The organism is Tepidibacter sp. Z1-5 (genome assembly GCF_037844525.1).
Classification (GTDB): Bacteria; Bacillota; Clostridia; order Peptostreptococcales; family Peptostreptococcaceae; genus Tepidibacter_A.
This window is the reverse complement of the sequence record NZ_JBBMMD010000004.1, coordinates 45986-68351: the sequence shown is the minus strand read 5'-3', so window position 1 is coordinate 68351 and position 22366 is coordinate 45986. Positions and strand designations below refer to the sequence as shown.

24 protein-coding genes are annotated in these 22366 nt (G+C 28.1%); 7 read left to right on the top strand and 17 right to left on the bottom strand.

What is annotated here, in order from left to right:
- Positions 1–174: a hypothetical protein gene (locus WJW32_RS01045; RefSeq protein ID WP_340253689.1), complete on the bottom strand. Its 174-nt coding sequence runs from the start codon at positions 172–174 to the stop codon at positions 1–3.
- Between the two features lie 179 nt (positions 175–353).
- On the opposite strand from WJW32_RS01045, the gene WJW32_RS01040 reads away from it, so the two are divergent.
- The gene (locus tag WJW32_RS01040; protein WP_340253686.1) at positions 354–1415 is read left to right on the top strand and encodes a sensor domain-containing diguanylate cyclase; all 1062 of its coding nucleotides are present in this window, start codon (positions 354–356) and stop codon (positions 1413–1415) included.
- 2 nt (positions 1416–1417) lie between these two features.
- Here the strand turns inward: WJW32_RS01040 and WJW32_RS01035 are convergent, their stop codons facing one another.
- Positions 1418–1915: an SEC-C metal-binding domain-containing protein gene (locus WJW32_RS01035; protein ID WP_340253683.1), complete on the bottom strand. Its 498-nt coding sequence runs from the start codon at positions 1913–1915 to the stop codon at positions 1418–1420.
- A gap of 66 nt (positions 1916–1981) precedes the next feature.
- Positions 1982–2677: a UPF0489 family protein gene (locus tag WJW32_RS01030; RefSeq protein ID WP_340253680.1), complete on the bottom strand. Its 696-nt coding sequence runs from the start codon at positions 2675–2677 to the stop codon at positions 1982–1984.
- 191 nt (positions 2678–2868) lie between these two features.
- On the opposite strand from WJW32_RS01030, the gene WJW32_RS01025 reads away from it, so the two are divergent.
- Both WJW32_RS01025 and WJW32_RS01020 read left to right on the top strand, forming a co-directional pair.
- Positions 2869–3756: a TMEM165/GDT1 family protein gene (locus tag WJW32_RS01025; RefSeq protein ID WP_340253677.1), complete on the top strand. Its 888-nt coding sequence runs from the start codon at positions 2869–2871 to the stop codon at positions 3754–3756.
- Positions 3757–3922: 166 nt separating this feature from the next.
- Positions 3923–5182 carry a dicarboxylate/amino acid:cation symporter gene (locus WJW32_RS01020; protein WP_340253674.1) on the top strand — a complete coding sequence of 420 codons (1260 nt, stop codon included), beginning with the start codon at positions 3923–3925 and terminating at the stop codon, positions 5180–5182.
- A 386-nt stretch (positions 5183–5568) separates the two neighbouring features.
- Here the strand turns inward: WJW32_RS01020 and WJW32_RS01015 are convergent, their stop codons facing one another.
- The 4 genes from WJW32_RS01015 to WJW32_RS01000 form a co-directional block, all read right to left on the bottom strand.
- Positions 5569–6252: an RluA family pseudouridine synthase gene (locus WJW32_RS01015; RefSeq protein WP_340253671.1), complete on the bottom strand. Its 684-nt coding sequence runs from the start codon at positions 6250–6252 to the stop codon at positions 5569–5571.
- Entirely contained in the window at positions 6237–7109 is an 873-nt protein-coding gene (locus tag WJW32_RS01010) for a class I SAM-dependent methyltransferase (RefSeq protein WP_340253668.1), read from the bottom strand. Before WJW32_RS01010 ends, WJW32_RS01015 begins: the two co-directional genes overlap by 16 nt.
- A 113-nt stretch (positions 7110–7222) precedes the next feature.
- The gene (locus tag WJW32_RS01005; protein WP_340253665.1) at positions 7223–8836 is read right to left on the bottom strand and encodes a carbon starvation CstA family protein; all 1614 of its coding nucleotides are present in this window, start codon (positions 8834–8836) and stop codon (positions 7223–7225) included.
- Positions 8833–9339: a hypothetical protein gene (locus WJW32_RS01000; protein WP_340253662.1), complete on the bottom strand. Its 507-nt coding sequence runs from the start codon at positions 9337–9339 to the stop codon at positions 8833–8835. The genes WJW32_RS01005 and WJW32_RS01000 overlap by 4 nt, the downstream gene beginning before the upstream one ends.
- A gap of 181 nt (positions 9340–9520) precedes the next feature.
- Here WJW32_RS01000 and WJW32_RS00995 point away from each other — a divergent pair, with 181 nt between their 5' ends.
- The 4 genes from WJW32_RS00995 (at position 9521) to WJW32_RS00980 (ending at position 11453) form a co-directional block, all read left to right on the top strand.
- Positions 9521–10033: a ferritin gene (locus WJW32_RS00995; protein WP_340253659.1), complete on the top strand. Its 513-nt coding sequence runs from the start codon at positions 9521–9523 to the stop codon at positions 10031–10033.
- Between the two features lie 398 nt (positions 10034–10431).
- A complete protein-coding gene (locus tag WJW32_RS00990) occupies positions 10432–10572 on the top strand; it encodes a spore coat associated protein CotJA (protein ID WP_340253656.1) in 141 nt (46 codons plus the stop codon).
- A 37-nt stretch (positions 10573–10609) separates the two neighbouring features.
- The gene (locus WJW32_RS00985; RefSeq protein ID WP_340253653.1) at positions 10610–10867 is read left to right on the top strand and encodes a spore coat protein CotJB; all 258 of its coding nucleotides are present in this window, start codon (positions 10610–10612) and stop codon (positions 10865–10867) included.
- A gap of 13 nt (positions 10868–10880) precedes the next feature.
- Entirely contained in the window at positions 10881–11453 is a 573-nt protein-coding gene (locus WJW32_RS00980) for a manganese catalase family protein (protein ID WP_340253650.1), read from the top strand.
- Between the two features lie 34 nt (positions 11454–11487).
- On the opposite strand, the gene WJW32_RS00975 is transcribed toward WJW32_RS00980, so the two are convergent.
- The 10 genes from WJW32_RS00975 to speE form a co-directional block, all read right to left on the bottom strand.
- On the bottom strand, positions 11488–13038 hold the full coding sequence (locus WJW32_RS00975) for an S-layer homology domain-containing protein (protein ID WP_340253647.1): 1551 nt from the start codon (positions 13036–13038) through the stop codon (positions 11488–11490).
- Between the two features lie 152 nt (positions 13039–13190).
- Positions 13191–14612: a HAMP domain-containing sensor histidine kinase gene (locus WJW32_RS00970; protein ID WP_340253644.1), complete on the bottom strand. Its 1422-nt coding sequence runs from the start codon at positions 14610–14612 to the stop codon at positions 13191–13193.
- A complete protein-coding gene (locus WJW32_RS00965) occupies positions 14605–15300 on the bottom strand; it encodes a response regulator transcription factor (RefSeq protein ID WP_340253641.1) in 696 nt (231 codons plus the stop codon). The genes WJW32_RS00970 and WJW32_RS00965 overlap by 8 nt, the downstream gene beginning before the upstream one ends.
- Before the next feature lie 215 nt (positions 15301–15515).
- On the bottom strand, positions 15516–15863 hold the full coding sequence (locus WJW32_RS00960; protein WP_340253638.1) for a RidA family protein: 348 nt from the start codon (positions 15861–15863) through the stop codon (positions 15516–15518).
- Positions 15864–15968: 105 nt separating this feature from the next.
- Positions 15969–17237 carry a hypothetical protein gene (locus tag WJW32_RS00955; RefSeq protein ID WP_340253635.1) on the bottom strand — a complete coding sequence of 423 codons (1269 nt, stop codon included), beginning with the start codon at positions 17235–17237 and terminating at the stop codon, positions 15969–15971.
- 165 nt (positions 17238–17402) lie between these two features.
- The gene (locus WJW32_RS00950; protein WP_340253632.1) at positions 17403–18107 is read right to left on the bottom strand and encodes a B3/B4 domain-containing protein; all 705 of its coding nucleotides are present in this window, start codon (positions 18105–18107) and stop codon (positions 17403–17405) included.
- Positions 18108–18233: 126 nt separating this feature from the next.
- Positions 18234–18734: a GNAT family N-acetyltransferase gene (locus tag WJW32_RS00945; RefSeq protein ID WP_340253629.1), complete on the bottom strand. Its 501-nt coding sequence runs from the start codon at positions 18732–18734 to the stop codon at positions 18234–18236.
- Positions 18735–18759: 25 nt separating this feature from the next.
- Positions 18760–19668, bottom strand: a complete 909-nt coding sequence (locus WJW32_RS00940) for an ATP-grasp domain-containing protein (RefSeq protein ID WP_340253626.1) — start codon at positions 19666–19668, stop codon at positions 18760–18762.
- A gap of 974 nt (positions 19669–20642) precedes the next feature.
- A complete protein-coding gene (gene speB, locus WJW32_RS00935; protein ID WP_340253623.1) occupies positions 20643–21497 on the bottom strand; it encodes an agmatinase in 855 nt (284 codons plus the stop codon).
- Entirely contained in the window at positions 21484–22338 is an 855-nt protein-coding gene (gene speE, locus WJW32_RS00930) for a polyamine aminopropyltransferase (protein WP_340253620.1), read from the bottom strand. The genes speB and speE overlap by 14 nt, the downstream gene beginning before the upstream one ends.
- Positions 22339–22366: the final 28 nt, after the last annotated feature.

Sequence of the window (22366 nt, the reverse complement as noted above, 5' to 3'; positions counted from 1 at the left end):
TTACTCTCCTTGTCGTTTATCGTCTTTTAAGTTTGGTATAACTCTACTTATTTTTTCTATTTGATGCCAAATTTTTTTTATACTGTTTTGATTTATATAAAAGTCTAATTCCTGCTTTGTTTCAAACTCTTTAACAGTCAAATCATCATCATGAATAAACTTTAATTTGTACATAATATTACCCCCAATTTTATGTTTTATTCTTATTATATCTATATATTAACATTTTTTTATCTTATTTTAAATTAAATTCAATAATTATAGAATATTAAAAATAATTTATGCAACCTATTTTATAGTAAAATATGTTAAAATAGTTCTAAAGAACCATTTTGTTGAGAAGGTGGGAAAATATGATATTGAAATCCTTATTTATACTTTTTATAATTATACTGATAATTATTGTAATATATAGAAATATAAAGTTGTTGCCTATATTTAAAAAGACTAATAAAATTAATAATTTTATCTTTGATATGAATAGAGATATTCTTTCTTCAAACAATATAGAAGAGATATATCTATTTATATTAACAGAGTTATTAAAAATAATTACAAAAGGATCAAAAGCTTCTTTTTTAGTATATAACGAATGCAAGGATATTGTGGAATATAAAGCTGTTATAGGATATAATTTCGAAAAAATAAGCAATGTATCTTTCAAAAAGAAAGAGCTTTATTATTGCAAAAAATCAAAATTAGAAAAACCATTTATAATACATAATCCACAAGAACACTATGATACGCATCTAAATTTTGATAAATATAATACATTGATTAATATGGGTTTATTAGATATAAAATCAACGTTATCTATACCAATTCATATCGATAATAAATTTTCAGGTATAATAAATATAGATTCATTAGAATCATATAAATATTTTACAAAGAGTGATTTAAAGCTTGCAAACTTTATAAAATCACAAATGGATCAATCTTTAAATATTATAAATCTATTATATGAATTAAATCATAATGCACACTATGATCATTTGACAAAAACTATGAATATGAAATACTTTTTAAAAAAATTCAATAAAATAGATATAAATTGTAAGTGTGTGTTAATACTTGTAGACCTAAACGACTTTAAATATATAAACGATACGTTTGGGCATCACGAGGGAAACAATATATTAAAGATATTTTCAGATACAGTTAGAACATTTATACATAAAGATGATTTATTTGCAAGATATGGAGGAGATGAATTTTTAATACTTCTAAAAAATGTAGATTTTAATACAGCTAAAATTAGAATAGAGGAAATAAGAAAATCTTTAAAAGATATTATTTCATTTGGAGTAGGTATGCAAGAGATTATCTTCAATGAAGACTTATGCATACATGATCTTTTTAAACTTATAGATAAGAAGATGTATGAGGATAAAAAAAATAAGCCTATATATTAGGCTTATTTTCCACAACACTTCTTATATTTCTTACCACTGTTACATGGACAAGCATCATTTCTTCCTATTTTTTCTTCTTTAACTACAGTCTTAGAAGACTTGTACTTCTTTTGTATTTCTTTTCTTTTTTCTGCAGTTAATATATCGTTCCATCCCTCTAGGTTATATAACCAATGAGCTTCTACTACATTCATATTGTAATATAGTTTTTCAAAATCTATTTCTACAGTTACTTCACTGTCCGACTCTAAATTTTCTAATTCAATTTCATTTTTTATACTTTCACTTATTCCATCTAAAAATCCCATGAAGTATTCTTCGCTAATTCCATATTCTTTAGCTAAATCAGAAACTTTTCCTTTTATTACATCATTTTTATCATTTAAAATTTTATCGTATACTCCAGCTTCTAATTTTAAGTATTCTTCCCAAAACTTAACTTCCTCTTCTTCACTTTTATGATTCTCAGCTAATTGCTGCCATTTTTCGAATAAACTCATAATTGTTCCTCCTTAATTAATAAATTACCTAAATATTAATTATATCAAATATATTTTTAATTTCAATCAAATTTCAAATATATCTTTTAATACATTTATTGCATACTCTTGATTTATAAAAAATGGACTTGTAGCTATAGTTATTACATTTGATTTATTTATTAATTCTCTTATTTTAGATATTTTCAAGTCATAGTCTATGTAATCCATATCTTTTGAAAATATATCCAAATCTATATCTAGAACTATTTCTTCATTTATTTCTTCACTAAAACTACTTAAGCTATCCATTATAAATACTTCAGAGAATATTCCTGTATTTAAGGCAGGTTTTATAAAATTCCCAACATTGAGTTTGAAGTTGGTATAATTAAAGACTTCCTCCATACTGTCTATATTGTTTATATATTCTTCAGGATCTCTCATATCTTTATGTTGGTCTATATGAATTAGCTTTATTCCTTTTTTAAACTTTTTATTTTTTAATGATTTTATCCAAAAATAAAATGCATGATTGTGATTATCAAATACATATATATCTTTCCCATTAAAATCGTATTCAATAAAATTTTCAAGTCCTAGAGTCTTTATTTCTTTATCAAACTCAATTTCACAAAATGCTATATTATTTCCTATTTTTACGTCATCTAATGTTCCATTTTTTAATGGTGCAACGTATATATTCTTTTGTGTTCTGTCTTTGTGCGAAAAGATATTATTTCCTATAGGTTCATCTATAAAAAATCCTGTATAATAATTCATGTATATCACTCCAATAATTTATTAATTTTTTATTTATCAGAAAGCTAAAAATTCAACTTGAGTAAAAACTCTATTTGAATTAAGTTTCACTTTATAAGAAGAGGTTGTATATATTTTTTTATATAATATAATAATAGAGATGTTCACTTTATTATATTATACATTTAACCGTTTACTAAGGAGGAATTTTTTTGAATGAATTTATTAAAGCTTTTGTTTTAATAACATTGGCCGAAATGGGAGATAAAACTCAACTTCTAGCTCTTGCATTTGCATCAAAATTCAAACCATTATATGTACTTATAGGAATTTTTATAGGAGCTTTTTTTAATCATGGACTAGCTATAGCACTTGGCAGTTATATAAGTAAATTTGTTCCCATTGGACAGGTTCAACTGTTTGCATCTTTGTTATTCATATTATTTGGTTTATGGTCTTTAAAAATTGATATTGAAGATGATGATGATGAAGATATAAATTCCAAGTACGGACCTATATTAACTGTAGCTTTTGCTTTTTTTATTGGAGAACTTGGAGATAAAACTCAACTTACAGCTATGACCCTTGGAGCTAACTCTAATTATCCTTTATTAGTTTTATTTGGAACTGTAACTGGTATGATAGTAACTGGTGGTCTTGGCATACTCGTTGGAAAATTACTAGGTAAAAAAATACCTGAAGTAACCATGAAAATAATAGCAGCTTTTGTATTTATGTTCTTCGGTACAGTTGGTTTATATACTTATCTTCCATCTGTATATATAAAACCACTGAGTATAGCCTCATATTTTGTAATACTAATATCATTGATACTTCTTATTTTTAGATCAAATATAATACAAAAAGATAGATATTACGAATTAAAGCTAGCAAAAGTTCTAACTAAATGTAAAAACTGCGGACAAGAACATATAGAATCATGTCCTATAAATCAGGAAAGAATTAAGATAGAAAAAAATTATTTAGGCGAGAACCTTCCTTATCTAGGAAATGTTGTAAAGTATCTAGAAAGTTTAAAATATATGAATGTAAACCTTTATGAAAAAGTTCATAATAGTTATAAACGAAATAACGATTAGAAAAAAGATACATTTTGTATCTTTTTTTTTACATTAAACACAACATTCCCTTTAATTTAATTAGTTTTTTAATTTTTTTCTTATTTAAATTAAGTTTATGTTGTGTTATACTTAAAAAAGTTAATTGCAATGATTGTAATAATATTTTTAAAAAGGAGAAACTTTCATGAAAAAATCTAAATCGTTATGTGAAAACTTAGGACTAATGATAATTATTTCTATGATACTTGGAATATTAGTTGGATATTTTATTTATAAGACTAATGTCGGAATCTTTTTTGCATCAAATATTTGCTCTAACCTAGGAGATATATTTATGCAACTTCTTAAAATGGTTGTTATACCTTTAGTTGCAACATCTATAATATCAGGTGCTGCATCCATTGGAAACACTAAATCTGCCGGTAAAATAGGAGGAGCTACATTTGCTTATTATATGTTTACAACAGCATTTGCAGTTGTACTAGCTTTAATAATAGGTAATTTAACTCAACCCGGAGTAGGTGTTGATAACTCTATAGCGACAATGTTTTCTAATGAATATGCTGATAAAGGGAATTTACCTGGTTTTTGGGAAACTATTAAAGGAATAATACCAACCAACCCTGTAAAAGCACTTGTAGATGGAAATATGCTTCAAATACTATTTTTCAGTTTATTTCTAGGATTCGGTATATCTAGCCTCAATGATGAAAAAAAGGAATTTATATTAAAAGTATTTGATTGTATAACAGACGCACTTATTTGGGTTATAAATAAAGTATTATTATTTGCTCCAATTGGAGTGTTTGCTCTTATGGTTTATTCAATAGCTACATTTGGATTCGACTCTTTAAAACCTATATTTAAGTTGTTCGGAGTTTATATAGTAGCTCTTGCTGTTCATACGTTTGTATTTTATCCAGTAATGGTAGGAATGCTTTCTAAGATTTCTCCATCTTTATTTATAAAAAAGGTTATGAAGCCTTTTTCAGTAGCTTTTTCTTCAGCTTCTTCTATGGGAACTCTTCCTATAACTACGGAGACTTGCGAAGATGAGCTTGGAGTATCTAAAGAAGTAACTTCTTTCGTGCTTCCACTTGGAGCCACTATAAACATGGATGGTAACTCTATATACTATGCTCTTGTAGCAGTATTCTTTGCTCAATATTTTGGAATAGAGCTTACTATGGCATCATATGTAGCTATAATCCTTACAGCAACGGTTGGTTCTATCGGTCAAGCAGGTGTACCTGGTCCTTCTTTATTAGTTGTTGCAGTTTTACTTGCTGCTAATATACCTGTAGAAGGTCTTCCTCTGTTATTTGGATTAGATAGAATATTTGATATGTTAAGAACAGCAGTAAATGTAACAGGAGATGCATCTTGTGCTGTTATAATCGAGAATCTAAAGCAAAAAGAAGAAATGAAGGCTTTAGCTAAATAAAAATTTTAAATCCATAATTTCAATACCTAGATTTTGTAAAAACAGAATCTAGGTATTTTTTATGCTTTGTAGGTTATCAAAACTATCTATAATATAAAATCCATCTTACCTCTTTCTGTAAAGAAATTCCTTATAAAATCTATACAAAATTTAAGATTCAAACTTAAAAAATGAAGGTTATTAAAATGTTAGTTACCTAGATTTCGTACAAATGTAATTATTTATTCACTATAAAATACCAATTGATCAAATCTCTAATTTGGAAAAATTATAGCTCTTAATCCCAAAACAAATGACATTAAAATACCGCTAATGTTGTAAATATTTTTAATAGCCTTCATTTTCATCTAAGCGCTACTTGAATACTATAAATATATTATCTTAATCTATATATCAAACAAGTTCCAAGGATATTGTTTAGGTGGCATACATCTAAATTTCATATCCTCTTTAAGTGTAGGATGAGTTATTCCCATCTCATAAGACCAAAGTGCAATTTGCTGTCCATGCTTATTTACATCTTCACCATATCTTTGATCTCCGTATAATGCATTACCTCTGCTTGAAAGTTGAACTCTTATTTGATGAGGTCTCCCTGTTTTTAATTTTATTTTAACTAAACTTAAGTTTTTATCATAACCTAGAACTTCATATTCAAGAATCGCTTCTTTAGCTCCTTTAAAATTCTTATCTACAACTCTAGACATATTAGTTCTAGTGTCCTTGTATAAATAATCTTTAAATGTTCCATGTGTATCATTTAAAGTACCTCTTATTACAGCTAAGTACGTTTTCTCAAAACTTCTATTTCTTACTTGTTCTGAAAGTCTTGATGCCGCTTTTGATGTTTTTGCAAACACCATACATCCTCCAACCGGTCTATCTAATCTATGTACAAGTCCTAAATATACATTTCCAGGCTTATTGTGCTTTTCTTTTATATATTTTTTTACCATAGACAACATGTCTTTATCATTAGTGTTATCTGCTTGAGATAATATATTTACTTCCTTTTCTGCTACTATTATGTGATTATCTTCATATAATATGTTCATTATTTTGACTCCCATCTTCCTAATATTCCACAAGGAAGAACATATCCTGTTTTAGTTACAGGTATTCCTATTTCTCCAGATGTTATTTTTCCATCATATTTTTGTCCTATAGATGATCTTAATATATTTTCAATAACTACAGGCGAAAAACCTGATGTATATGAATTTACAAGCAAGAATAGCGGATCGTCTGATAATACATTCATACAAAGTTGTATAAATTCACATAACTTTTCTTCTATCTTCCAAACTTCTCCTCCAGGTCCTCTTCCATAAGATGGAGGATCCATTATTATAGCATCATATTTTCTTCCTCTTCTTATTTCTCTTTGAACGAATTTAAATACATCATCTACTATAAATCTTACTTTTCTATCCCCAAGTCCAGATAGTTGAATATTTTCTTTAGCCCAGTTAACCATTCCCTTTGCAGCATCTACGTGGCAAACCTCAGCAGCTCCCCCATAAGCTGATGCAACTGTAGCTCCACCTGTATATGCAAATAAGTTCAGTACTCTTATAGGTCTATTAGCCTTTTGTATCTTATTTATTATCCAATCCCAGTTAGCAGCTTGCTCTGGGAACAATCCTGTATGCTTAAATCCTGTAGGTTTTATATAAAAAGATAAGTCCTTATATTTTATAGTCCATTTTTCAGGTGTTTTCTTTTTATATTCCCATTCTCCTCCACCTCTGTTGCTTCTATGATAGTGTCCATGCGGCTTTCTCCATAGATCCCATTCATCTTGAAGTGGCCATATTATTTGAGGATCTGGTCTTCTTAATACATATTCTCCCCATCTCTCTAACTTTTCTCCATCTCCAGTATCTATTAATTCATAGTTTTTCCATTCATTTGCAAGTAACATCATTTACTTTTGACCTCCTAATATTTATCTTCAGTTTAATCATTATATATAATATAATATCCGTTTTCAATCAAAAGTAAAAGTCCCTCTTAAATTTAAGAGAGACTTTTTGTATTTTAAGACTTTTTAGTTGCTTTTCTTTTCTTTCCTGATAATACATCATATGATTGTATAAGAAGTATTAATGAAAGTACTAGCAGTAATACTGCAAATACTACTATTATAAATTGTCCTGACGCTATATTAGTCTTTATAAGAAGTATTAGTGCAGTTATAGTAACAGCAAACATGAATACCATAGGTCCTAAAATCATCTTATTAGATTTACCTGTATTTGCAAGCCAAGCTGCTATTGCAAGTAAAGCTAATGCTGCAAGAAGTTGATTTGCTGAACCAAATATCGGCCATATTGCTTTGTATCCCATAAATGCTAGTGTTCCTCCAAGAACAACAGTTATCCCTGTTGATATGTATCTATTAGTTAAAACTGTATTAGTTCCTTCTTTAGATTCGAAATACTCTTGGAATATAAATCTTGCAAGTCGTGTTGATGTATCAAGGCTTGTTAGAGCAAATGCAGATATAGATAAAGCCGTAAATGATTTTCCAAGTTCAAATGGAACTCCAAATGAATTCATAAAGTTTGCTATACCATCTGCAAATACATTTATAGGTCCACCTTGAGATAATAGTTCTTTTAGTTTATCTGCTCCTAAATAAGTGGCTGTAATTATAGCAATTATTGCAAGTAGTGATTCTATTAGCATTCCACCATAACCAATTTTTTTGGCATCTGATTCTTTATCTAGCTGCTTTGATGATGTTCCAGATCCAACCAAAGAGTGGAATCCTGATATAGCACCACATGCTACTGTTACGAATAGTATTGGGAATAAATAGTTTCCACCTACATTAAATCCTGTGTATCCACTCATTTGAATTACAGGCTTAGTTATGACAATACCAAGAACTGCTCCTATAATCATTGCATATAATAAGAATGAATTTAAATAATCTCTTGGTTGAAGAAGTATCCATACAGGTGTTACTGATGCTATAAATATATAACCCAAAAGTATTATTATCCATGTTTCTTTACTTAATGAAATAGGGAATTTCATACCAAGATACATACATAACATTAAGAATATTACTCCTATTACACTACCGATTCCTAGAGGAACACCTTTTCTATATACTAAAAATCCAAATACAACTGCAAGTAATATAAATAATAAAGATGATGATGCAGCTTGAGGTGTTGAAGCAAATGTAGCTGCAACTATATTAGTAAATGCTGCTATTACAAGAAGAAGTGTAAGCCATGCAAATATAGCAAATAACTTTTTACCTGTTCTTCCTATATTTACTTCTATTATTTCACCTATAGATTTACCTTCATGTCTTATAGATGCAAATAAAGATCCGAAATCTTGAACTCCTCCAAAGAATATTCCACCTATTAATATCCATAAAGTTACTGGAATCCATCCAAATATTGCTGCTTGAATAGGTCCAACAATAGGTCCTGCACCTGCTATTGATGCAAAGTGATGTCCTAATAATACTGGCGCTTTAGCTGGCATATAGTCTACACCATCGTTTTTTGTATGAGCTGGAGTTATATTTTTATCATTTACTCCCCATTTTTTAACAAGATATCCTCCATAAGATACATATCCTATCAGAAGTATTATGCCTCCAACCAATAAAAGTGTTAATGAATTCATAGTAATACCTCCTTATAAAAGTTTATTATTTCTTTTGATGCTTTGTTGAATGTAAAATCTTTGTTGATGCAGTCAAATATTATAACTCTGACATCACTCCATCCTTTTATTCCCCACATATAACTTTTTTTGATAGATATATTTTTAATATTATTTTTAATATTATCATCTATATTAGAGCTTTCAATAAATACAGTTATGTGTGTTGACATGTGATTTTCAGTCAGATTTACAAACTCGTCCATGGCATTTTCAGCTATCTTTTGTATTTGATATACATCGTCTTCGGTTATTGTTTCTATTTTTTTAACAAGAACATATTCTCTATTTTCATATCCCCATACTACATTCTTCTTGTTCAAAAAATATTTCTCATTTTTTAATATAAATTCTGCCATGAAATTGAAATCAAATTCTCCCAATTTATATTCTTCATTTATATTAAAATTTGGCGCCATGGATTCTTTTAGATGCGAAATAGTTATTATTATTCCTCCCTTCATTTACATTTTTATATATTATTAAACATAATATATAATTTTTCTTATAATTGCAATACATTTATCACTTTTTGAGTTTTAGTTTTTAAGGGTTTAAAACCTATATATTATGTGTATATATTTGAATAGATTAATTTTTCGAGGTTAAATTATTAAAGAATATATTTTAAATGGAGGTATTTTTATGGGTAATAAAAGAATAATAGATGCACTTAATTCTCAGCTTCAAAAAGAATTTTATTCACAGTATTTATACATAGCTATGGAGGCTTACTGCTTGGATCAAAATTTAGATGGATTCGCCAATTTCTTCCATGTTCAAGCTCAAGAAGAACAAGCTCATGCTTACAAAATATTCAATTTCATAGGAAGAATAGGAGGATCAGTTGAACTTGAAGCTTTAGATAAGCCAAAGAATGACTTTAAATCTGCTCTTGAAGTATTTGAATTATCTCTTACTCACGAAAAGGGAATAACTAAATCAATTCACAATTTAATGGACATAGCTTTAGAAGAAAAAGATCACACAACTACAGCTTTTCTACAATGGTTCATAACTGAACAAGCAGAGGAAGAAGAGTCTGTTGAGAAGATTGTTAAAAAATTAAGACTTATGAACAATAATCCAGCTGGTCTTTTAATGATAGACCAAGAGTTAGCGCAAAGAGTATTCAATCCAATACCACTTGATGCATAATAGATTATTAAAAAGGAGATATCTAAAAGATATCTCCTTTTTTAATTCCTTTTAAATCCAATCAATCTTTAAAGAACTAAATTCAAAAATGATGCTCATTGAAATGTTAGCTACTTTTGATGTACCCTTTTACTATCAAACTTAGATTATGCTGTTAACATATCCGTTAAGAAAGTTCTTTGTCTGACCAAAGGGAGTTTAGAACTTTTAGGATATTTTATAAAGCATAGTCTGTAGTTTGATTAAAAGGTTGACTAAGTAGCGTTATTTCAATGAGTATCATTTTTCGCTCACCTAATAATATTCTTATAAATTTATGTTTTTAGAAATCATAAGCACCTTTTTTAAGTGTATTTTATAAAATGATATTAAGGACATTCATAAGGAGGTTAATACACATGAAACTTGCAAGACCTTATATATGTATACAAAAATATATGTGCATGTATCCTTTAAGCAAAGGATTTAAAAGAGGAACTATTTTTCCTGAACTTTATAAACCATATAAAAAAGACTCTAATAAAAAGTGTAAAAAATAGATTTTTCTAAAAAGAAATCAGCTAGGAGGAAATAGTTATGAAAGATATATCTAGAAATGATTTATTAACTAAAATTCAAGAAGTAGAATTTGCTTGTCTTGATCTTAATTTATACTTAGATACCCATCCTAAAGATCAAAAGGCTTTAATGGACTTTAATATGCTTGCTGAGGAAGCTTGTAGGCTAAGAAAAATGTATGAAATGCGATATGGTCCACTTACTAATTTCGGATTTTCATTAGCTAAATATCCATTTAATTGGATAGATGATCCGTGGCCATGGGAATATCAATAAGGGGGATTAACTTATGTGGATTTATGAAAAAAAATTACAATATCCTGTTAATATAAAATATAAAAATATAGAAATGGCAAAATATATAATAACTCAGTTAGGTGGACCAGATGGTGAATTAAGTGCAGCTATGACTTATCTTAATCAAAGATATACTATGCCAACTAATAAGGCGAAAGCTCTCCTTACAGATATAGGAAGTGAGGAGCTTGGCCATGCAGAAATGATAGCTTCCATGGTATATCAATTATTAAAAGATGCTACACCTGAAGAACTAAAAGCTGCCGGTCTTGGTTCTCAATATACACAACACGATCATGCAGTATTTCCTTGTGATGCAAGTGGAGTGCCTTGGACTGCATCTTATATAGGAATTTTAGGAGATCCTGTAACAGATTTACACAACGATATGGCTGCTGAACAAAAAGCTCGTTCAACATATGAGCACCTTATTAATCTTACAGATGATCCAGATATAATAGATGCGCTTAGATTCTTAAGAGAAAGAGAAGTTGTACATTATCAAAGATTTGGTGAGGCTTTAATGGATGTATACGACTTTAGCGATTGTAAAAAAGTATATTAGGTACAAAAAAATAAGAGCTGTGAAATCACAGCTCTTATTTTATATACTCTATATTATATTTTAATATTCTATCAACTATAGTAGACATCTCTGCCCTAGTTAAATTTCTATTTGGATAAAACATTCCACCCTCATAACCTTTTAATATATCCATACTACTCATTTTATTTATATAATCAAACGACCACATGTTATCATTTACATCATTAAACTCAATGCTATCATCTCTATAATCATCTTTTATAAGTCTGCTAAGCATAGCTGAAATTTCTTCCCTTGTTATAGGATCATTTGGATAGAATTTATTCTTTTCTTTTCCATTAATAAGCCCATATTTCTTAGCTATCTCTATCTCATTATATGCCCAATAATCCTTTGATACATCATCGAAGCTATCAGAACTTACATATTCATCATCTATTTCAAGAAGTCTTGTCAGTATAACTGCAGCTTGAGCTCTTGTAAGGTTATCATTAGGAGCAAAATACATATTTGAGATTCCATTCATTATTTCATTATCTATCATACTATATATACTATCACTAGCCCAGTGATCGTATATATCAACTAAATACTCCCCATCTAGCCACCTTGAATAATAATTCCAAATACTTTTATCTTCCTGACCTAAGCTCCAACTTCCACTACCTTTTAGATCATACTTTTCTACAAGCTTTATCTTTTCTATTATAGATTCTTCATTTTCATACCAATATATATAAGTTCCATCATTTTTATATACAGTAGCCTTTACAGATTTTGATCTATCATCAAATACAACATCAGATAGATATTTGCTTACAGTTTCTTCTATTCTCTTTAAACTAGCTCCATATCCTCCATAAGAATCTCCTTCTTTCCAGCACCTTCCGTAAAATGGTATTCCAAGTATAACCTTATTATTATCAACATACTTAAGAATCTCTTTTATTGAATTTTCAACAAAAGATATACTAGCAACTGGTCCCTCAGGACCTCCTATATAACTTTCATCATATGCCATCAAAAATATATAATCACTATAAATAGCTAACTTTTCATAATCATAAGATCCATGCCATCCGTAAGTCCATCCATTTGGATTTGCAGCAACCGCCACAGAAATTTCTTTATCTCTACTTATAATTTCACTTAATATTTTTACAAAATCAGTATAATCATCTTTGTCTGCATCATTAACATTCTCTATATCTATATTAACTCCATCTAAATCATATTCTTTTATAGCATTTGCAATTTGGTCTGATAAATTATATCTATTAGAAAGAGCCTTTCTTCCCAAATTCCTATCCCAATGATTACTAATAAACGGAACTACTTTTATTCCTTGATTATGCATGTCCTTTATGAAATCTTGATCCAAAGTTTCAGTTATTTTTAGATTTCCATCTTGATCTATATCAAAATAACTAGGATAAACAGTATCTAGAGAATCGTTAGTATTGTTTACTGCATCCTGATACTTATGCTTATCTCCAAAATATATATATCCTGTATTTATTCTCTGTCCATAAGCTGTATATTGAAACCCCATAGCCAATATACAAATAGCAACTATAATATTCCCTATAATTCCCTTCCTCATAACATACCCCCTTTAAAATAATACCGTTACTATATATGATACATATTAAATATACATGCATTCAACAGGTAAGTAGTGTATGCTAATACAAATTTTTTCAATAAAAAAACTATTCTATTGTAGAAATTACCCTCTACTTTAGAATAGCTTTTTTATATTTTGCTCATAGGAATAATTATTATAAATCTACTCCCTTTGTCAACATGCGAATCTAAATATATATCTCCCCCGTGTTTTTTTATTATTGCTCTTGTTATAGCAAGTCCAAGACCTGTTCCTCCAGTTTTTGAGTTTCTAGAAGAATCAATCCTTACAAATGGTTCAAATATGTCTTTAATAGAGTCGCTCTTTATTCCTATGCCATTATCCTCAATATTTATAATAGCATTACTATCTGTTTTTTTAATTTTGATTTTAATAGTAGACTCTTTTCCACTATATTTTATACTATTCACTATTAAATTGCCGATAGCTCTTTGCAAATATTTATCAGATATATTACACATTACCTCATAATCAGGAATATCAAACTCATAATACATATTATTTTCTTCTATTTCAAAAACATAATCTATAAGTAATATCCTAACAAATTCACATATATCCTGTTTTTTAAATTCTATTTTATTATCATCACTATCTATTTTTGATAATTCAAATAAATCACTTATTAGATTGTTAGCTTTTTTGCTATTAGACATTATTATATTTAAATATCTATTTTTAATTGATTCATCTAATTCTAGATTATAATATATCGTCTCAGAATATCCCATTATATTAGTAAGAGGAGTTTTTAAATCATGAGATATATCAAGTATCAATCTTTTTCTATTCTTCTCAGCTTTCTCCCTAAGAAATATTTCTTCCTCTATCTTTTTACTCATATTATTTATAGCATCCTTAAGAATACCTAATTCATTCTTAGATTTTATATTAATTCTAGTGTCATAATTACCTTTACTTATTTCATTAACACCTTTAACCAAAGATTTAATAGGTTTTACTAAGCTTATAGAAGTCCATTTAGCATAAATAATTATAACTATCAATAGTACTAATACAAATATTGTGAATGTAACTTTAAATACCTTTTGTATGAATTTGATTTCCTGGTTCGGAACAGATGCCAATAAAATATTTCCAGTTTCTTTAGAATAGTAAACATTAAAACTATTTGATTTTTCATTTATATCCTCTGAGTATTGATAATAATAATAATTAGGTATTATTATTTTATTAAATTCTTTTTGTTCATATATATATCCTTTTGGATGTACGCTGTTATACGCTTCTATTACTTTTAGATTTTCATCTAACAGTTCTACATATGAATTATCTTTAATTCTCTCTTTTTTACATGCTCTATCTATTCCATAATCATATATATTTTCATAAAGACTCACCATGTCTACAGAATCTATAGTTCCAATATTCTGTTTTTCAATATAATCCATACCTCCTGTAAAGCTAAAAATCAATATGAATACAACTATTACGAATAAAAATAAATAGTTTAAAAATAACTTTGTAGATATATTTATTTTTCTAAAAGGATTAGATATCTTAACCATAACTTTTTTCCATTCTATATCCTATTCCTCTTATAGTCTTTATATATTTAGGCTTTTTAGGATCATCCTCTATTTTTTCTCTTATATGGCTTATATGAACCATTATAGTATTATCATCTCCATGATATATATCTTCCCATACATTTTCATATATCTGTTTTTTAGTATATATACGCCCTACATTTTCCATAAAAAGCGACAGTATCTTTAATTCCTTAGGATTTAAATCTATATCTATATTATTTTTTCTAGCTATATAATTTTCAGTATCTATACTTATACTTCCATTTGTAATTACTTTATTAGAATTATTTATACCATACTCTATATATCTTCTAAGATGAGCTTGTACTCTAGAAATTACCTCTACTATACTAAAAGGCTTTACAACATAATCATCAGCACCTAATCCAAATCCTAAGATTTTGTCTGTTTCATCATCTCTTGCTGTCAAAAATATTATAGGAACTTTACTTGTTGTACGTATTTTAGAAACAGTCTTAAACCCATCCATAATCGGCATCATAACATCTATAATTATCAAATCAATATCATTTTTATAAAACAACTCTAAGGCTTCTATCCCATTTGATGCTTCAATTATATTATATCCTTGATTAGATAAATTAACAGATAATAGATTTCTTATATCCTCCTCATCTTCTACTATTAAAATATTTATATGCATATAGTGACTCCTTTCATAAGTCTGTATATATTATTATAATTTATATTTATTATAAATTTAAGAATTTTTTAATATCCTTTTAAGTTTTATGTATTATAATATTTTTCGAACTATTTAAGTTTTTGTTTATAGCCTTAATATTTAAATTTAACAACAACGACAATTTAAATAAAAAAATCTCCTATAACATTTTATGTTATAGGAGATTTTTTTATTTATTTAACAGCCGCTACAACTGACATTTCAACTAATATAGATTCTCTAGCCATCTTTGCTTCAACACATGCTCTTGCAGGTTCAAATCCATCTTCAACCCAATTATCCCATATTTCATTCATATCTTGGAACATAGACATATCTTTTACATAAATAGTAACAGATAATATATGTTTTTTATCTGATCCATATTTATTTAATAAATCTTCTATTTTTTCAAGTACAACCTTAGTTTGCTCTTTTATACCTTCTTTATCTGAACAAGTTTGTCCACATAAGTAAACAGTTCCATTATGTACAACAGCACGACTCATTCTTCCTGTTCCTTCATATCTTTTTATTTCCATTGTATATACCTCCCATTTTTTAGTATAACCCTCCTAATTATAACAAAACCTTTTATTGTTTTCAATTTATATAACTTAAATATGTAAAAATATAGGGTTTTGATATCAAAACCCTATGTTTATTCCTGTATTTGGATTTATTTCATCATTTATTATTCCAGTTCCTATAACCTTAGTTCCTTCTTCTAATTTAGGTTGCATTGAAGGATTTTGAGGATAGTTATTTCCATCATGTTTCACCACAGCGCAAAACGGCTTAATTCCTCCACCCGATACGTACATTATCAAATCATTATATCCATTAGTTTTCGTATCACTTACTATTACAGGTGTATTAACTAATGTAAACTGTGAAACAACTTTATATTCACCCTTCAACTCTTTGAATATAGCCGCACTACATCCTCCACTTCCACAGGTAGCAGCCCCTACTAAATATACAAATACTTCAGGAACTCCATCAGAATCAAAATCTATTCTATTATAATAATATCTAGTATTGTCTGATTTTTCTAGTTTATATAAATCTATAATAGCTTCTTCAAGCTTTTCATCTTTGATATTTTCAGAATTAGTATATTTTACATCCGAAAAATCTGACCCGCAAAACATCTTAACTTCATCTTCTTGTTCTGATCCAAACACACCAACCGTTTGGAAAAATGGTGCAAAATTACTACCATTCCATTGAAGAGATGTTTGAACATACCCAATTCCATCTGCATTATATCTTCCAGCTATTCTCTGCTCAGCATATAAACCATATACTCCATTTCTATTAAAATCTATTGGATATAATCCCCCAAGAGGATTCACCCATCCACTAATACTCTCTTTTAATGTTCCATCTTTATTGTATATCTCAGATAAATACTTATCTCCCTTGTATTCAAGATTTATTATATATCGTTCTTTATCACTTTCTTCTATAACTTCTGCTTCATAATAATCCATATAGTTTACTTCATATTCGTTATCTTTATTAAATTTTTCAAAATCAAATATTAGCTTACTTTTATTGTTTAAGAATGAGTATATATAATAAAAAGCATATCCTCCACTTCCACCAGAATCTATAGCTACAAAAATATTATTTACTCCAGCATTTGTAAAATCTCCTAAGAATATAGTTGGATTATATCCAGCATTTTCTTTAAGTGGAATTATATATTGGCGACCTGTTTTTCCATCTATTATTTTTATTCTTATATTATCTCTAAATGGACTACTATCTCCATGAGGCTTATCTCCTATCAGATATACATTATCAACCACTTTATCTCCATTGACATCTCCTCTTTCAAAATCTAGTATATAACTTTTATTATTATTTTTTCTCATAGGTTGTTGAAAAAACATAGGATTAAAATACATTATATACCCCCTTAAATATTTCACTGTATTCATATAATATGCAAAATACTTAATTTGGTTTACACTACTAAATTTTTTTGCTGTATTTCATCCTTTAAATTTAAAAATGACGATAGTTGAAATATTAAATATATTTCAACTATCGTCATTTTTAGCTCAACCACCTTAGTATATATCTATCTCTCTATTATCTTCATCAACAAAAAAAGTCTTAGTTTCACAGTTGAAATATTTAACTAAAAGCTCTTCTAGTTCATTCATAGCCTTCTCTACATTTTCCCTATTCTTCGATTTAAACCCATCTATAGGGAAAAATATATTTTTACTATTTTCAGTTATGTTTCCTATAGCACTTTGTCTGCATATCCATCTACGAGTTCTTATTCTATCCCTATCAGAATACACCAATTCTCCAGCTTCAACAGCTTCTACTTCATTAGATCCAAAAGGTATAAATATATCTCCTTCTTTTGAAAATCTAACATCTATTTCATCTTTCAAATTATCCATATCATGTGCACCTATAGGCAATATATATTTTAAAGATAATGAATTTACTAAATTTACTACTGGATTTATAAAAGATAGCTTACTTCCTTTTGATACTCTCTTTGTCATATCTTCTATGGAGCTCATATACTTATTAGGATTCATTCCTAAGTTTTTAAATGCATTTCTATAAGGAATTATACTCTCATACTCCTTTATATTACGGCCGTCAATCTTTTTTTTCAAGTCATCCATCTCATTTTTTAAAATTTTTTCAATATCAAAATTCGTAACCGTATTATCTATATTATATGCTACTACAACTCCAAAACATACATCATTAATCTTATCAAATACCTCTTTATAAACTTTAAATTTCACAGTAGATCCCCCTAGTTTGTTAATTTCTAAATATAATAACATAAAATTTACCAAATTAATACATATGTAAAAGCTTTCATTATAAAAAATAGGTTGATGTCAATACAATTGACATCAACCTATTTTTTATAAATCTTTTTTCATAAGTATAGTATATTTTAATTCTCTATAATTAGGAGCTTCTTTAAAACCTCTTTTTTTATGAAATTCTATAGTTTTAGGATACTTTAAAGACTCTATATATATTTCATTCGCTCCTATACTTCTAAGAAAATCTTCACGCAAATCACATATCTGCTGAGCATATCCAAGGCCTCTATAATCAGATCTGATATGAAGAGTTTTAGCAAAATATAGACCATCTTGTTTAACTACCATTCCACATCCTATTATTTCATTTTTTTCATTAGTCAAATAAACTAAATAAGATCTACCTATTAACTCTTCCATAGATTCTGCGGTCTTATTTCTACTTAAATTTTCTATTTCATCTTTTGAGTAAGTATTATTTTTATTTTCATGTGTCATATTAAAATTCACTAAATCAGCTATTTTAAAGCTTAATTCATTTTTATTATGTGTATCACATGATGAATTAAAATTATTTATTTCATGTATTTTTATCATACTAATCTCCTCAAATACAATAAACTTAATTGTATATACCAAATCTTATTTTTAAATACTTAAAAATTTCTTTAGCAACATTTATATCACAGCATGATTCAATTCCTCTAAATCCAGGAGATGAGTTTATTTCACATATCTTATAGTGATCACCATCAAACAATAAATCCACACCCGCTATCTCAAGTCCAGTAATTTTACAAGCTTCTGTAGCTAGCCATTCTATTTCAGGAGTCAATTGATATTCTTTTACAGTTCCTCCATCTGAAAAATTAGATTTAAAACCATCAGATGGAGCCGTTCTCTCCATACATGCAATAGCTCTTCCTCCTACTATTAAGACTCTCAAATCTCTTCCATAACTATCTTTTACAAATTCTTGAATTATTATATTCAATCTAGAATTAGTTATCTCTATTAACTGCATCAAATCCTTAAAAGAAGATTTTGTATTAGTTAAAAATACACCTTTTCCTTGAGTACCTGATAATGTTTTTATAACAGCTGGAAATCCTATGTTCTTCTCTATTAAATCTATATTTATTGGAAACTTAGCCAACATAGTTTTTGGAAATGGAAAATTATTTTCAGCTAATATCTGTTGTGTATACAACTTATCCTTTACTATCTCTATCGGATGAGATGAATTTATACACGGTACACCAAGTCTCTCTAGATGCCTAATAACTGCTAAAGCAAAATACGTCGTTCCAGCTCCCATTCTAGGAAGTACAAAATCTGGTAACGTTGTTACCTCTCCATCAATCAATATACTTTTTCTATTTTGACTAGTTACAACCAAATCTATTTGTTCAGGTCTTAATACTCTAAGCTCAATTCCTTCAGATTCAGCTTCCTCAATAAACCTATTTACTTCATTTCTTTCCGAAACAATTTCTGTTTCATTCTCACTGTAAATAATCCAGCCTTTCATCGATCTTCTCCTCTATACACTAATATGGCGACTTCAGTTTAAATAAGCTTTATTATGCATACTTATTCTTTATAATACTCGCTATATCTATTATATACAACAAACTAATTTTTATCTATATAATATTTTTAGAACCATTATAATTTTTTATCATCAAAAAAATATATACTTTAGTTAATATTATTACTCAATACAGTAATTTTTAACCTTAATATATATTTTTATTTCATACAATTTAAAAAAATTTATGATATAAAAGGACAATCACTTCAAACAATAGGTCTTAAGTATACAACCGCGAGAAAGCAATCATTCTTAGTTGCTACTTACACTATATTTGTCCCATTTGTATCTTGGTATTTTAATAAGAAAAAACCAACTATATACTCTGTTATATCCGGTTTTTTAACAATTATAGATATCGGTTTTTTAAGTATTCAAAATAAATTTTATTTAAGTTTTGGAGATACATTAACTTTACTTTATGCTGTTGTATTTGCTATTCAAGTAGTTTTAATCGGTATTTATGTAAAAGATATAGACCCTATTCCTTTGACTAGTATTCAATTAATAGTAGCGGGAATTTTATCCCTTATAAGCGCTTTCTTCTTTGGCCTGATTTAAATAATTTCAATAGAAATACATTTCTTTCTATTTCATATCTAATTATACTAAATACTACACTAGCTTTCTTAATTCAAAACACAGCGCAAAAATATACATCAGATACACACGCTTCTATTAGTATCTCTTCAATCTCTATTTGGAAGCTTACTATCGGTAATTTTTCTAGGAGAAATTTTTACAAAAAATATGGTTATAGGATGTATATTTATATCAATAGCAGTTGTTATGTCTAAGTATGGAGATAAATTGTTTAATGTGAAACATATTTTATCGAAATTTCAAAATAAAAAAAATAACGCTTATTAAATTTAATAAGCGTTATTTTTATATAGAATTAAATTATACAACTATTTTCCTATTATCAATGCCATCTCTCTTAATACCTTGCATGCAACTGCATTTGAAACTCCGCTTGTATCATACTGGGGAGCAAGTTCTACAATGTCAGCCCCAACTATATTTAATGACTTCATAGTTTTTATAGCTTCCATCATTTCATTGAAAGTAATTCCTCCAGGTTCTGGTGTTCCAGTTCCTGAAAAAACAGATGGATCTAAAATATCTAAATCTATAGTTATATATACAGGATTATTTCCTATTCTTTCAACTGCTTCTTTAAGACCTTCACAAGAAAACTTAGTTAAATTAGTATGTTTTTTTGCCCAATCAAACTCTGTTTTTTCTCCAGATCTTATTCCAAATTGATATATTTTATCATCACCTATAAAATCCCAACATCTTTTTATTACTGATGCATGAGATAATGGCTCTCCTAAATAATCATCTCTAAGATCTGTATGTGCATCAAAGTGGATCAAGTATATATCATTATACTTTTCATATACCGCTTTTATACTTCCTAATGATACTAGATGTTCTCCTCCTATCATAACAGGAGTTTTTCCATCTTTTAATATTTTTGATGTGAAATCATATATCTCATCTAATACCTTTTGTGTATTTCCGAATGGAAATTCTAAATCTCCTGCATCAAATGCTTTAACATCTTCTAAGTCTTTATCTAAGTACGGACTATATGTTTCAAGTCCATATGATTCATTTCTCATTATATTAGGAGCAAATCTTGTTCCAGGTCTAAATGAAGTTGTTCCATCAAATGGACTTCCAAACAAAACTAGCTCAGATTCTTCATATTCATTATCAAAACCTAAAAAAGTAGATACATTCTTAAACAGATTCATCTTCCAACATCTCCTTAACGTATGTAGGAAGAGCGAATGCTCCTACGTGAATGTCTGTATTGTAATATTTAGTCTTAATTCCTAATTCATTCCACTTTTCTTTATCTAAATCTTTTATAGGATCTAATTGCTTTGATGCAAATCCAAATAACCAATGTCCAGATGGATATGTCGGCATATGATATTGGTATGCCTTTGCTATTGGGAATATGTTTTTAATTTTTCTATGAGCTCTGCTCATCTCTCTTGCATTGTCTGAGTAGTATGGACTTTCATTTTGATTTATTAGTATACCTTTTTCTGTTAAGGCATTATAGCAATCCGTATAGAATTTTGTTGTAAAAAGACCTTCTCCTGGGCCTATTGGATCAGTAGAGTCTACGATTATTAAATCATACATATTCTCTTTGCCATCTACAAATTTAAGTCCATCTTCAAAGTATACATTAACTCTAGGATCATCTAGTTTGCACGATGTTATAGGTAAATATTCTTTTGACGCTCTAACTACTAGTTCATCTATTTCAACCATATCGATTTTCTCTATACTTTTATATCTTGTTAGCTCTCTTACTGTTCCGCCATCCCCTGCTCCTATTACAAGAACATTTTTAATATCTAAATTAGTAGCCATAGCAACATGAGTTATCATGTCATGATATATAAACTCATCTTTTTCTGTAACCATTACAAGTCCATCTATAGTAAGTAATCTTCCGAATTCATGTGTATCAAAAACATCTACTTGCTGAAATTCACTAGTTTCAGAAAAAAGGTGTTTTTTCACTTTCATTGAAAATTTTACATTATTTGTTTGATCTTCCGTATACCATAATTGCATTTTTTACACCCCTTTATTTATCTCTATT

Excerpts from the sequence above, each read along its gene's own strand:
- WJW32_RS01000 (WP_340253662.1), bottom strand. The coding sequence starts at position 9,339 with ATGAAGGGAGGAATAATAATAACTATTTCGCATCTAAAAGAATCCATG.
- WJW32_RS01010 (WP_340253668.1), bottom strand. The coding sequence starts at position 7,109 with ATGATGTTACTTGCAAATGAATGGAAAAACTATGAATTAATAGATACT.
- WJW32_RS01040 (WP_340253686.1), top strand. The coding sequence starts at position 354 with ATGATATTGAAATCCTTATTTATACTTTTTATAATTATACTGATAATT.
- WJW32_RS00955 (WP_340253635.1), bottom strand. The coding sequence starts at position 17,237 with ATGTATTTTAATCCTATGTTTTTTCAACAACCTATGAGAAAAAATAAT.
- WJW32_RS00945 (WP_340253629.1), bottom strand. The coding sequence starts at position 18,734 with ATGATAAAAATACATGAAATAAATAATTTTAATTCATCATGTGATACA.
- WJW32_RS00995 (WP_340253659.1), top strand. The coding sequence starts at position 9,521 with ATGGGTAATAAAAGAATAATAGATGCACTTAATTCTCAGCTTCAAAAA.
- WJW32_RS00980 (WP_340253650.1), top strand. The coding sequence starts at position 10,881 with ATGTGGATTTATGAAAAAAAATTACAATATCCTGTTAATATAAAATAT.
- speB (WP_340253623.1), bottom strand. The coding sequence starts at position 21,497 with ATGAATCTGTTTAAGAATGTATCTACTTTTTTAGGTTTTGATAATGAA.
- speE (WP_340253620.1), bottom strand. The coding sequence starts at position 22,338 with ATGCAATTATGGTATACGGAAGATCAAACAAATAATGTAAAATTTTCA.
- WJW32_RS01020 (WP_340253674.1), top strand. The coding sequence starts at position 3,923 with ATGAAAAAATCTAAATCGTTATGTGAAAACTTAGGACTAATGATAATT.
- WJW32_RS00975 (WP_340253647.1), bottom strand. The coding sequence starts at position 13,038 with ATGAGGAAGGGAATTATAGGGAATATTATAGTTGCTATTTGTATATTG.
- WJW32_RS00965 (WP_340253641.1), bottom strand. The coding sequence starts at position 15,300 with ATGCATATAAATATTTTAATAGTAGAAGATGAGGAGGATATAAGAAAT.
- WJW32_RS00970 (WP_340253644.1), bottom strand. The coding sequence starts at position 14,612 with ATGGTTAAGATATCTAATCCTTTTAGAAAAATAAATATATCTACAAAG.
- WJW32_RS01035 (WP_340253683.1), bottom strand. The coding sequence starts at position 1,915 with ATGAGTTTATTCGAAAAATGGCAGCAATTAGCTGAGAATCATAAAAGT.
- WJW32_RS00940 (WP_340253626.1), bottom strand. The coding sequence starts at position 19,668 with ATGAAAGGCTGGATTATTTACAGTGAGAATGAAACAGAAATTGTTTCG.
- WJW32_RS00960 (WP_340253638.1), bottom strand. The coding sequence starts at position 15,863 with ATGGAAATAAAAAGATATGAAGGAACAGGAAGAATGAGTCGTGCTGTT.
- WJW32_RS00990 (WP_340253656.1), top strand. The coding sequence starts at position 10,432 with ATGAAACTTGCAAGACCTTATATATGTATACAAAAATATATGTGCATG.
- WJW32_RS01030 (WP_340253680.1), bottom strand. The coding sequence starts at position 2,677 with ATGAATTATTATACAGGATTTTTTATAGATGAACCTATAGGAAATAAT.
- WJW32_RS01045 (WP_340253689.1), bottom strand. The coding sequence starts at position 174 with ATGTACAAATTAAAGTTTATTCATGATGATGATTTGACTGTTAAAGAG.
- WJW32_RS01005 (WP_340253665.1), bottom strand. The coding sequence starts at position 8,836 with ATGAATTCATTAACACTTTTATTGGTTGGAGGCATAATACTTCTGATA.
- WJW32_RS00985 (WP_340253653.1), top strand. The coding sequence starts at position 10,610 with ATGAAAGATATATCTAGAAATGATTTATTAACTAAAATTCAAGAAGTA.
- WJW32_RS01015 (WP_340253671.1), bottom strand. The coding sequence starts at position 6,252 with ATGGGAGTCAAAATAATGAACATATTATATGAAGATAATCACATAATA.